This is a genomic window from Acinetobacter sp. Q186-3, assembly GCF_013420655.1.
Lineage (GTDB): Bacteria > Pseudomonadota > Gammaproteobacteria > Pseudomonadales > Moraxellaceae > Acinetobacter > Acinetobacter indicus.
Genome location: NZ_VOXS01000004.1, coordinates 132,785 through 145,050 on the forward strand (window position 1 = coordinate 132,785; position 12,266 = coordinate 145,050).

11 protein-coding genes are annotated in these 12,266 nt (G+C 48.0%); 8 read left to right on the top strand and 3 right to left on the bottom strand.

Features of this window, described 5'->3' with window-relative positions:
* The first annotated feature begins 29 nt into the window (after positions 1-29).
* From FTT64_RS05245 to dnaX, 4 genes are all read left to right on the top strand, one after another.
* Positions 30-884: a MaoC/PaaZ C-terminal domain-containing protein gene (locus FTT64_RS05245; protein WP_180182110.1), complete on the top strand. Its 855-nt coding sequence runs from the start codon at positions 30-32 to the stop codon at positions 882-884.
* 69 nt (positions 885-953) lie between these two features.
* The gene (locus FTT64_RS05250) at positions 954-2,219 is read left to right on the top strand and encodes a serine hydrolase (protein ID WP_180182111.1); all 1,266 of its coding nucleotides are present in this window, start codon (positions 954-956) and stop codon (positions 2,217-2,219) included.
* Between the two features lie 71 nt (positions 2,220-2,290).
* Positions 2,291-2,734 carry a copper resistance protein NlpE N-terminal domain-containing protein gene (locus FTT64_RS05255; protein WP_005178609.1) on the top strand — a complete coding sequence of 148 codons (444 nt, stop codon included), beginning with the start codon at positions 2,291-2,293 and terminating at the stop codon, positions 2,732-2,734.
* A gap of 146 nt (positions 2,735-2,880) precedes the next feature.
* Complete coding sequence (dnaX, locus tag FTT64_RS05260) at positions 2,881-4,992, top strand: DNA polymerase III subunit gamma/tau (protein WP_180182112.1); 2,112 nt, start codon at positions 2,881-2,883, stop codon at positions 4,990-4,992.
* A 24-nt stretch (positions 4,993-5,016) separates the two neighbouring features.
* Here the strand turns inward: dnaX and FTT64_RS05265 are convergent, their stop codons facing one another.
* The gene (locus FTT64_RS05265) at positions 5,017-5,454 is read right to left on the bottom strand and encodes a thioesterase family protein (protein WP_168399929.1); all 438 of its coding nucleotides are present in this window, start codon (positions 5,452-5,454) and stop codon (positions 5,017-5,019) included.
* A 72-nt stretch (positions 5,455-5,526) separates the two neighbouring features.
* Positions 5,527-6,687, bottom strand: a complete 1,161-nt coding sequence (locus FTT64_RS05270) for an iron-containing alcohol dehydrogenase (protein WP_180182113.1) — start codon at positions 6,685-6,687, stop codon at positions 5,527-5,529.
* A gap of 118 nt (positions 6,688-6,805) precedes the next feature.
* On the opposite strand from FTT64_RS05270, the gene FTT64_RS05275 reads away from it, so the two are divergent.
* Genes FTT64_RS05275 through FTT64_RS05290 form a run of 4 tightly spaced genes read left to right on the top strand, consistent with a single transcriptional unit; the run spans position 6,806 to position 10,551 of the window.
* Complete coding sequence (locus FTT64_RS05275) at positions 6,806-7,312, top strand: low molecular weight protein-tyrosine-phosphatase (protein WP_005178601.1); 507 nt, start codon at positions 6,806-6,808, stop codon at positions 7,310-7,312.
* A 15-nt stretch (positions 7,313-7,327) separates the two neighbouring features.
* Positions 7,328-8,365, top strand: a complete 1,038-nt coding sequence (murB, locus tag FTT64_RS05280) for a UDP-N-acetylmuramate dehydrogenase (RefSeq protein WP_180182114.1) — start codon at positions 7,328-7,330, stop codon at positions 8,363-8,365.
* 15 nt (positions 8,366-8,380) lie between these two features.
* Positions 8,381-9,508, top strand: coding sequence for a YdcF family protein (locus FTT64_RS05285; protein ID WP_016659056.1), 1,128 nt, complete (start codon positions 8,381-8,383; stop codon positions 9,506-9,508).
* Complete coding sequence (locus tag FTT64_RS05290; protein ID WP_005178596.1) at positions 9,508-10,551, top strand: alpha/beta hydrolase; 1,044 nt, start codon at positions 9,508-9,510, stop codon at positions 10,549-10,551. The genes FTT64_RS05285 and FTT64_RS05290 overlap by 1 nt, the downstream gene beginning before the upstream one ends.
* A 41-nt stretch (positions 10,552-10,592) precedes the next feature.
* Here the strand turns inward: FTT64_RS05290 and FTT64_RS05295 are convergent, their stop codons facing one another.
* The gene (locus FTT64_RS05295) at positions 10,593-12,263 is read right to left on the bottom strand and encodes an FMN-binding glutamate synthase family protein (RefSeq protein WP_005178590.1); all 1,671 of its coding nucleotides are present in this window, start codon (positions 12,261-12,263) and stop codon (positions 10,593-10,595) included.
* Positions 12,264-12,266 lie beyond the last annotated feature (3 nt).

Below are 12,266 nucleotides of genomic sequence, written 5' to 3' on the forward strand. Positions count from 1 at the left end.
TTAAAAGATAAATATTCCAAAGGTTCAGTATGAATACTCGCCATTTTAGTCAACTTCCCAAGCCGTATTTAGCCTATCCAAAAGTGATTCAGGGCTTAATTTTTAAAAAGCCGAAGGGTGAAAAAGTTCTGCCGCAAGTTGAATATGTGGTGGATTCATTCAAGGTCGACCAGAAACATCTGAAAGCCTATAACGAAGTCTGTGGTTTTAAAAATAACGGCTATATTCCGGCCATTTATCTGGCGGTGTTATCGCAAAGCCTGCAAATGCACATGATGACTGCGGAAGCTTTCCCATTTCCGATTTTAGGTCTGGTGCATATCCGCAATCAGCTCAAGCAATACCGTAAAGTTGGCGTGAATGAGCAGCTGACTTTATCCTGCAAGTTTGGTGAATTGCAGCCACATGACAAAGGCGTACAGTTTGATTTTATCACCACTGCTAAAGTTGGTAATGAAGTGGTGATGGAAGGTTTAACCACCTATTTGTCACGTCACAAAAGTGGCAACAAGCCCGCGGCCAAAGCAGCAGAAAGTGCCGTACCGGATTATGTACCGGCAGGACAATGGGATGTGTCGGAAAATACCGGTCGCCGTTATGCGCTGACATCGGGAGATTTTAACCTGATCCATATTCATGCGTTAACCGCCAAAGCCTTTGGTTTTAAACAGGCCATTGCACATGGTATGTGGAGTAAAGCCAAAGCGCTGGCCAATATCCAGTTGCCAGATGCGTATGAAGCTGATGTCTGGTTTAAGTTGCCAATGTATCTGCCATCTCAGGTGGAATTCTTGACGGCACAGCAGGCACAAAATACTGACTTCCTGATTCGCAGCAAAAAGAATCAGAAGCCGCATGTCAGCGGTAGCATTCGCGCACTTTAAGTCATAGCGCCTAAGTCCAAACCGGATTTAGGCTTTTTTCATTGTTCATCTTGTTGCTGGAAAGGATGCATGAACAGCATAAAAGATTATCTGCGTGCAGATATTCAGAATTATCGTGGTTCAGTGGAAGAACCATTTAAAGATTTAGCCCATCTGTTTAGCCGTTTTCAGGATGCCCGCTCAACGCAAGGCGGCGCTGCGCTGGTGGTTTATTTTCAGGGACATAAAGTCATTGATATTTATACCGGTCAAAAATCTGCCAATGAAGCCTGGCAGCCGGATAGTCTGTCGGTCTGTTATTCCACCGGAAAAGGCGTGCTGGCCACGCTGGTGCATATTCTGGTGAGTCAGGGGCGGCTGGATTATGATGTGCCGGTGGCTGAATATTGGCCAGAATTTGCAGCGCAGGGCAAACAGCAGCTGACTTTAAGAGAGATGCTGTGCCATCGCAGTGGTTTATACGATATCCGTAACCTGATTGCCGATGCCTCGGAAATGGCCGACTGGTCGCATATGCTGGAGGTCATTGCCGCGGCCAAACCGCGTTTTCTGCCGAACAGTGATGCAGCCTATCAGCCCCTGACCTTTGGCTGGCAGGTCGGTGGTGTCTTGGAAAAAGCCTGTAATGAAAGCTTGGCTGTATTGATGCAGCGTCATTTAAGCGAGCCATTGGAATTAAACGGAGCTTATTTTGGCGTGCCGGTAGAGCAGTTGGCGCGGGTAGCGCGACCGTTTGCCACATCTCAGCCCGCCCAATCTGCCCAGCCTCCCAAAAAACAGGCTGCTGCTAAACCTGCACGTACCGCATCGCCTTTAGAAAAGCTGCTGGCCTTCAGTGGGCAACATCCGCAAGATTTTCAGGATGCCATGATTCCCAAAGGCATGAAGAAATTTTCATTCTTTAGTGATGCCGGTTTACAGGCGATTGTGCCGGCAGCCTCCGGGGTATTTACCGCGCAAAGTCTGGCCAAAATCTATGCCATGCTGGCGCAGGGTGGCCAATGGCAGGGGCAGCGACTGATTTCACCACAGGTGTTTCAGGCCCTAAGTCAGGTACAATATACCGCCCGTGACCGGGTGATGCCGCTGCCAATGCATTGGCGTTTGGGCTATCACCGCATTTTGAGCTTGGGCAAGTCGGCATCGTCAGGTTTTGGTCATATTGGTTTTAATGGTTCAGGGGCCTGGTGTGATCCAGAGCGGAATTTAAGTTTTGCTTATACCCATAATTTTCCGACCGGTTCCATCACCGGCGATTATCGCTTGTGGGGATTAACCCAGGAAACCTTACGCTGTGCCGATGGTGTTTTAAAAGGCCGAAAGGGCTGGTTTTAAACAGTTTGAGATGATTTTGAGCCTATCCTTGTGCTATGTTCTGGCACTAGTCAATTTGATGTTGTGCAAAGATGAAAAAAGTCATTTTGATTCCGCTGGTGGCCAGTTCAGTTCTACTCGGATGTCAGGATCAAAACTCAAGCCAGTCACAGACGGTGGTGGAATCTAAGAGCGCAATTCCTGCGTGGGTTGGTGAGTTCAAAGGCACTACGCCTTGTATGGGCTGTTTATCGCGCTGTGATGATTGCCCGGGAATGGCGGTGTCTTTAGAACTTCATCAGGATGAAACCTATACCTTGGTGCGTGAAAGTATGAGCCGGCACAATGCACCGGAAGTGATTCAAGGGCGGATTCGCTTTGCAGATGCATCGCGTCAGCAGCTTGAACTGCTGCAAGTCAACACCCGAAATTTGCTGTATATCGATCTTGAAAAACAATTGCTCGAGATTCGTGTAGATCAAACAGGCAAACGCTATCAAATGCAAAGTGATTTTATTCTGGCCAAGTCTGTTTAAATACTGGCTAATCATCTGCTAAATATACTGATTTTTAATCCCTTTTTTGCTGGCGCGAATAAGGGATTTTTCTTTGGATGCGCCCGTCATTTATTTCACTATTTACTAAAAAAACAGTATGCTTAGACCTGTAAAAAGGAGCATACATGTATCAGGTACTTGCGCGTAAATATCGTCCACGTAATTTTAATGAGCTGGTGGGACAAAATCATGTTTCTCGTGCACTGACCAGTGCCTTAGAGCGTGGCCGTTTACACCATGCCTATCTGTTTACCGGGACTCGTGGGGTCGGGAAAACCACTATTGCGCGTATTTTGGCCAAATGCCTGAACTGTGAAACGGGTGTGACCTCTACGCCGTGTGAAGTTTGTCCGACCTGTAAGGCGGTGAATGAAGGCCGTTTTATTGATTTAATCGAGATTGATGCGGCATCACGTACCAAAGTGGAAGATACCCGCGAACTGCTCGATAATGTGCCGTATGCACCAACGCAAGGCCGCTTTAAAGTCTACCTGATTGACGAAGTGCATATGCTCTCGACGCACTCTTTCAATGCCTTGCTAAAAACGCTGGAAGAACCGCCAGAGCATGTTAAATTCCTGTTTGCCACCACCGATCCTCAAAAGCTCCCGATTACGGTCATTTCACGTTGTCTGCAATTTACCTTGCGTCCTTTGGCAGTAGATGAAATTACCGAGCACCTATCTTCAATTCTCAGCAAAGAGCAGATTCAGGCCGAGCAGGATGCAATCTGGCAAATTGCTGAATCGGCGCAAGGTTCATTACGTGATGCCTTGTCCTTAACCGATCAGGCCATTGCCTATGGTCAGGGTGAAATTCATCATCAGGATGTCAAAGACATGCTGGGGCTGATTGACCGCACCATTATTTATGACCTGATTCTGGCGATTCATCAGAACCAGACTGCGCGCGTGAGCGCACTGTTAATGCAGTTCCGTCAGCAGGCACTGGATGTATCACTGGTGCTGGATCAGCTGATTTCGACTTTGCATGAGCTGGCCTTATTGCAATATCTGCCGGATTTAAGCCTGAAATATAGCGCCGAAATTAACCAGAAAATTACCCAGCTGTCGCAGCGCATTTCGGCTCAGGATTTACAGCTGTATTACCAGATTGCCAGCAAAGGTCGCGCAGATTTACAGCTGGCAGTTACCCAGGAGCAGGGCTTTGAGATGTGCGTGCTGCGTCTGCTGGCTTTCCGTCCCTTACAGCCAAATGAAGTGCCCTTGACGCAGGTCAGCGCACAAAGCAACGCAGTTGCTGTAGCACCGGCCGCTGAGTCAGCTACCGCGCAGCCTGAACCGGTGCATCCCGTTGTTTCAGCTGAGGATGAATTAGAAGCTGAAACTGCTGCTATAAACCCACCCGTTGCTGAACCATCATCAGATGATTTTCTGCAGGATGAAGCGTTAGAGGTTGCTGAAGTTGCATCTCCATCCGAACCAGACCATCCGGTGACTACACCGGCAGAAGCGGCATCTGCGCAGATGATTTTTGATCCGGCGGCAGATGAAGTGCTGTTTGATTTAGATGAAGATGATCGCGCTGATCAGCCGGCAACGCAGGAGGAGGCCAGCAGTGATGATTTCCTGTTTGATGAAATTGCCCCTTTACCAGAAACCACTCCTGCGCAGCCAACTCAACAGCCTGCTGAACTTGCAGCACCGGTTTCGTCTGTCGCACAGCCTGAGCTGACGCATCCGCAGGACTCCAGTCCGCAAGACAGTTTATTTGCGGAGCCAGCGCCGATGCCATCCACCAATCAGCCTGTCGTTGCTGCTGTAGACAATACCGCTATTCCACGTGCTGATCAGCGCCTGATGCCGCAAGATATTCTGCAACTGCCGGTGCAGTCCTTAGAGGGCGAATGGAGTGTGGAAAAATGGGAATACTGGTTCCGTAATAGTGATTTATCACCGGCGGTTCAGGAACTGGCCCAACACGGCCTGATGACCGGACAGATTGAAGCTGAGTCGGTTTTCCATATTCCGGAGCAGTATCAGCAATTGTTAAATTCGCAGTTACAGCATTTAGAAGCAGCGCTGAAACAGCGGTGGCCAAACAGCTTCCTGAAAGTGCAATATGGACAGGTCACAGAGGTGACGCCGTATAGCTTGCAGCAGGAACGTAAAGTACGTGCCTATCAACGCGCCAGTGAGCTGCTGCATCAGGAGCCGCAGGTTAAATCGCTGCTCGAAAGTTTTGATGGCGAATTGCAGAATATCCAGCTGAAATAACCACCGTCAGACCATTTCAACCGTTTACTGAGAACGCAGATAAGGTAACAGGGCATCCCGCATTTCGCTTGGAATCGGGGTGCTTTTACGTTGCTGCGCATCGACAAAAACATGCACCATATGTCCTTGAGCTGAAGCCTGCTGCTGATGCTGCTTGAAAATCGCCAGATCATATTTTAGTGAACTGTTGCCCAGCGCTGCAATCGCCACACCGACCTCAATCACTTCCGGATAACTCAGCTCGGCTAAAAAGCTGCAGCCGGAATCTACCATCAGTCCCATAATTTCGGCCTGATGAATATTCAGTCCGGCTTTCTCAATCAGCAGTGCATTGGCGGCGGTATCGAAGTAGCTGTAATACATGACATTATTGACATGACCATACATGTCGTTGTCTGACCAGCGGGTTTGAATCGGTAAAAAGAAGGTATATTGATCGCGGGTTTTGGCTACCGGTTTCATAAAAAGACGTCATCCCTGAATAGATCGAAAATTTATATTTTTGATTTACCACAACTTTAAATAGCTTCAGCCTTATTGATAAATCGCCTGATAGATGGCCAGCGCATCCTGTTTTTCCATGTCGCGTGGATTATTTTGCAGCAGGCGGGTTTGTAACATGGCATCCTCGGCCAGCTGTTCCAGCATGTTTTCAGGTACATTCAGGGCATTCAGTTTTAAGGTCAGACCACTGCGGTCCAGATAGTTTTGCATGTGGTCAATAAACAGATCACACAAGCCATCTACACAGCCTTTGCTGGATGGGTCGAGCAAGGTCATCAATTCGGCATACTGCTGCTTGGCGGCTGGTGCATTAAATTTCAGCACTTCGGTTAAGACCAGCGCATTGCTGTGTCCATGCGACAAATGAAAATGTCCACCCAGCGGATAGGCCAGTGCATGGACTGCTGCCACCGGTGCATTGGCAAAAGCCTGTCCGGCCAGCATCGAGCCGACCAGCATATTTTGACGGGCTTCTATATTGTTGCCATCTTTTAGCACCAGATGCAGATTCTGGTTCAGCAGTTTAAGTGCCTGAATCGCCAGCATATCGGCATAAAAGTTCTTTTTGTGTTTGGAGGTATAGGCTTCAATGGCATGTACCATTGCATCAATACCGGTGGCGGCCGTAATGTGCGCCGGCAGGTTTTGGGTAAAGTTGGCATCTAAAATGGTGACATCGGCATATAGGGCAGCAGAAACAATGCCGGTTTTGGTGGTTTCGCCGGTGGTGACAATCGAAATGGCCGTGACTTCCGAGCCGGTGCCGGCCGTGGTTGGAATCAGAATAAGAGGCAAACGCGGTTTTTGCGCCTGATTGACGCCATACATGTCATGCAGTTGCTGTTTTTGTTCAGGATGGGCCAGCAGGGCAATAATTTTGGCCACATCCAGCGAGCTGCCACCCCCAAAACCAATGACTGTATCTATCTGGTTTTGCCGGGCGAATTCGGCGGCTTCCAGCACAATATGTTCCGGTGGATCGGCCTGTACGCTAGAATAAATGAAGTAATTACATCCTGCAGCTTCGAGAATTTCCAAAACAGGCGCATGCAATTGTAATTGCACCATCCCCGGATCGGTCACCAGCAGCACACGTTGATTGTTCTGTTCAGTCAGGAGGGCTTTGAGCTGTTGGATGCTGCCCAGTCCGGCAATAATGTTGGGCACAGTCTGGAATTGAAATGGGCTCATACGCTTTATCCTTAATTTTTATACTTAAATCAACATTTATCTATAGTGACAATATAGGATTCATCCTGCAAATAACTTAACATAAGACACTTTAAAAGAAAGCAGTTTTGAGGTTGTTATGTCATCCAGAACGCCATACAAGGTGTTATGTGTCTGTTTGGGCAATATCTGCCGTTCACCTACCGCGGAAGTGGTGTTCAGACATTATTGTGATGCACAGCAACTGAATATCTGGGTCGATTCTGCCGGCACCAGTAATTATCATCCGGGCAAAGCACCCGATGCGCGCAGCCAGCAACATGCTTTGCAGCGTGGCTATGATTTATCTGCCTTGCGTGCCCGTCAGTTAACCACGCGCGATTTTCTAGATTTTGATCTGATTCTGGCGATGGATCAGGAAAACCTGCAAAATATTCAGCATCTAAAACGTCATGCAGCCGAAGAATATGGCGCAGAGTTGCTACGTGCCAAAGTGGCGCTAATGAGCGAACATGATCCACAATATCCACGTCATGAAGTGCCTGATCCTTATTATGGCGAAGCCGATGGCTTTGAACGCGTGCTGGATCAGTGTGAATCCAGTGCACAGGCTTGGATCAATATTTTAAAAACAGAATTGGCTTAAATCAGGTTTAAGAATATGAACATTCAACATCAGGTCCAGCTTAAGCCTTTTAATACCTTAAATCTGGCTGCAAATGCGTCTCATTATATTAAGGTACATTCCACCGATGATTTAATTGCGGCCTTAAATTATGCCAAGTTGCAGCAGCTGAATGTGCTGATTTTATCGGGCGGCAGTAATATGCTGCTGCCAGAGCAGATTCAGGCGCTGGTGTTACATATGGATCTTCAGGGCATTGAATTCCTGAAAGAAGATAATGACTTCAGTACCATTCGCGTCGGTGCGGGTCAGGTCTGGCATGATTTTGTGCTCTGGACCACTGAGCAGCAGTTATTTGGCCTACAAAATCTGGCCTTAATTCCCGGTCTGGTCGGTGCATCGCCGGTGCAGAATATTGGCGCTTATGGGGTTGAAGTCGGTGAATTTATTGAATCGGTACAGGTCTATGACCGCTATAACGGCCAGTTTAATTCAATTCTGGCCAGTGATTGTCATTTTGCCTATCGCCACAGTATTTTTAAAGAAAATCCAAACCGCTATATCATCACCCATGTCACGTTCAAGCTACGGAAACAGCCGGACTTGAAACTGAATTATGGCGATTTAAAAACAGCTGTGGGTGATGAGCAAACCGCTGAAAACCTGCAACGCCAGGTGATCCAGATCCGTCAAAGTAAACTGCCAGATCCGCAGCAATTTCCAAATGTTGGCAGTTTCTTTAAAAATCCGGTGGTGACTGCCGCGGTCTATGAACAGCTGGCGATTCAGTTCCCGAACATGCCGCATTATCCGCAACCCGAAGGCCAGGTCAAAATTGCAGCTGGCTGGCTTATTGATCAGGCTGGCTGGAAAGGGAAGCAGCTGGGCATGGTCGGTATGTTTCACAAGCAGGCACTGGTGCTTGTCAATTATGCCAATGCGACCCTGGCCGATGTTCAGGCAACATATCAGGCAGTACAGCAGGACGTGTACCAAAAATTTGGGATACACTTAGAACCAGAACCGGTGCTGTTTAATGACGCCGGGCTGATTATTCCCCACAATACCTTTTAATCAGGTTAGGCATTTATGAATAGAACTCACTGGATGGTGCGTATCGTACAAATGGCGGCTGTGCTATTTGTGCTGATGGGCTGTCTGGTGGTTTTTATCTATTCGCCGTTTTATTCCAAGTTTGTGATTAAAGTGCTGAATACCATTGTGCCGGTAGAGGTCAATGAAGTGGCTGCACAAAGCCAGCAGATGGGCGCACTGACCGATCAGGAAAATCTGGAACCTGGCTCGAATTTGTGGATTGCCCGGCAAGCTTATTTAAAAGTGATGGAAGAAGAGATCCAGGCCAAAAATTCACAGAATCTCACCATCATTCAGGCACGCTATAAAGCCTTGCAGGCTTTAATTCAGGATGAGCAGCGCAGTCAGCAGGAACAAGAGCAGGACAGCACACCGCAAATTCCATTGCTGGCCGATGTTTCCGCATCTGAGGCGCAACTTGCACAGCCTTCACAGCAGTTACAGGATTTATTGGAGTTAGACAGCTCTGAAAATCAGGCCCTAATGGAACAGTATCTGAAATTTTTAAGAACCCATGAAGTGGCAGCGGTTGAAACCGTACCGGTTGATGAAGAAATTTTTCAGGATATCGCACTGATTCAACAACAAAATAGCCAGAAGCCGCAAATAACTTCCCAGCCGTATGCAATTGTGGTTCTGGGCGGCGGTCTGACCTTACATGAAAATCAAAAAGATATTATTGTGAATAACTACACACGACTACGTTTAGAAAAAACCTTAGAAATTGAAAAACAGTATAAATTACCCATTGTGCTGAGCGGTGTTGAAGCACCTTATATGCAGAAATGGCTGGCAGAACGCGGGGTTGAAGCCAACTTGCTGGAAGATCGCAGTATGAACACCTGTGAAAACTCGCGTTTTAGTTCCTTGCTGCTACAGAAAAAAGGCGGCGCACCAACGGTGATTTTAATCACCGATCAATATCACATGCCGCGCACACGCCGTTTGTTTGCCTTAAACGGCATTGAAACCGTGCCGGTGGTCGCGCCAATTCCAACCGAGTTGACCCAATGGCAGCCTAGTGAGCAGAACTATGATCATAGCCGCCGTGCCAATTATGAAATGCTGGCCACCATCCGCGATATGCTGTTTGGTTCGAGCGACTGCCGGGAGGTGCCATAATGCCGAATATCCCGTTTTTAAATCCGAGTGTGCTGAAACAGCTGGATTTACCGGTTCCTAGCCGCGATACCACGCCGCAGGTGCTGGAGCCTTTAAACCTGAACCGGCCTTATGCGCCCACGGTGGATATTCAGGCCTATCGCCAGCTTTACGGTTTTGACAGCTTAGAGTGCGAGCATTGGCAGGGTTATGTGCAAATGCCGCTGTTTAAACTGCATGTGCAGGTGTTTCAGCCTAAACTTGAAGCGGGCAAGCTGGAAAAAAGCAAAGGTACGGTGTTTTTACTGCATGGCTATCTGGAGCACAGCGGCATTTATCAGCCGATTGTCAAAGAAATTCTGGAGCAGGGCTTTAGTGTCTTGACTTATGATTTGCCCGGCCATGGTTTAAGTAATGGCTCGCCCGCCAGTATCCAGAATTTTGATCATTACCAGCAGGTGCTACACGCCATTTACCAATATGTGCGCAATGCCGATCAATTGCCTAAGCCTTGGCTAGGGGTAGGGCAAAGTACCGGTGGTGCGATCTGGATGCATCATTTACTGGAATTTGCCGAGCGCCGGGAGAATCCGTTTGTTGAGCGGGTGCTGTTACTGTCACCTCTCATCCGTCCGGCCAAAAGTGCCTGGTGGCATAATTCAGTGGGCCTTGGGATTATCCGCCGGATTAAACGCGAAGTGCCACGCCATTTCAGACGCAATAACCATAACCCGGAATTTTTGCGTTTTGTGCGCTTAAAAGATCCGTTACAACCACGCATGATGGGCATGGACTGGATTCTGGCCATGTCCAAATGGATGCTGGAAATGGAGCAGCGACCAGCGTGCCGGATTCCGGTGTGGCTGGCCCAGGGCGCGCAGGATCAGACTGTGGACTGGCGCTATAACATCGAGTTTATCCGGCGTAAATTCCGCCTGCAAACCTTGCTGATGCTGGAAGAAGGGTCACATCAACTGATTAATGAACGCCCGGATATTCGTGCGGCCTTAACCGGTTTGATTCCAGCCTTTTTACATGCTTCGAATTCCAAGACTTATTATTAAGCTTTCCTCCATTTCATAAAAAAGAGGCCTGAGCCTCTTTTTTAAAATTCTTCCGCTTTGGCCAAATTCCACATACGGAAATAAAAGTTTTCTTCATCTTTATTTTCACAGCTCAGTAATTCGCCTTCTTTCAACCAGAAATGCAGCTGGGCATAGTTTTTAATTTCCCGGTCGTTAATCCGCTGCGCCAGATGATGGGCACGAATGTCGGCCGGGTGTTTTAAACCGGCTGCCGCAATCATTTCCGACAGGGCATGCATGGTATTTTTATGGAAGTTATAGACCCGTTCTGCTTTGGATGGCACATGCAGCGCTTTTTGACGGTCTTTATCCTGGGTGGCGACACCGACCGGACATTGGTTGGTATGGCAGCTTTGTGCCTGAATACAGCCGACAGCAAACATAAAACCGCGAGCGGAATTGACCCAGTCTGCGCCTAAGGCAAAGGTACTGGCAATATCAAAGGCACTGATAATTTTACCACTGGCCCCGAGCTTGATTTTGCTGCGCAGGCCCGCACCGACCAGGGTGTTATGCACAAATAGTAAGCCTTCACGCAGCGGCGTACCAATATAGTCACTAAACTCAATCGGGGAGGCGCCGGTACCGCCTTCTGAGCCATCTACCACAATAAAGTCGGGCACAATTTTGGTCACCAGCATGGCTTTGACGATACTCATAAATTGCCAGGGCTGGCCAATACACAGTTTAAAACCCACCGGTTTACCACCCGATAAATCGCGTAACTGCTGTAAAAATTGCAGCATTTCAATTGGGGTGCTAAAACTAGGATGGCGTGAAGGTGACACACAATCGCGGTCACGCGGCACGCCACGAATCTGCGAGATTTCTTCTGAAATTTTATGTTTCGGTAAAATACCGCCATGGCCCGGCTTGGCACCTTGGGAAAGCTTGAGTTCAATCATCTTGATATTCGGATTACCGGCCTGACGGGCAAATTTTTCCGGATCAAATAAACCTTCTGCGGTGCGGCAACCAAAGTAGCCACTGGCAATTTGCCAGACAATATCGCCGCCATATTCCAGATGATACGGGCTAAGGCTGCCTTCACCAGTGTCATGATAAAAGCCACCAAGTTTGGCCCCTTTATTTAAGGCACGGATGGCATTGGCGCTCAGGCTGCCAAAACTCATGGCAGAAATATTTAAAATCGACGCGCTATAAGGCTGGCTGCATTGTTCATTGCCAATATGAATCCGGAAGGTTTTTGGATCAGCCGGTGGGCAGGGGCGCAAGGAATGCACAATAAAACGGTAGTCGGCTTCGTACACATCCAAAATCGAGCCAAAGGGTTTATCGGCATTTTCATTTTTGGCACGTTGATAGACCAAACTGCGCTGCATGCGCGAAAAAGGCTGGGCATCCTGATCGGCTTCAATAAAATACTGGCGAATTTCGGGGCGGAAATCTTCAAAAATAAACCGGAAATGACCCATAATCGGGTAGTTTTTCAGAATGGAATGCTTGGTCTGAATGACATCATACAGACCGACCAGACTCAGCAGCGTGGTGATCAGCCAGAGCGAGTTAATTACGCCATCGGACAGAAAATAATAAATATAATGTGGCTCATAAAATAGCCTAAGCCATGTAATGCCCAGCGCAATTAAAATACAGGCAAACCAGACCGAGTGACGGGAGAAAAAAGTATTTAAAAGTTTATGGCGAATGGCTTGGGCTGGACTTGGCATTGT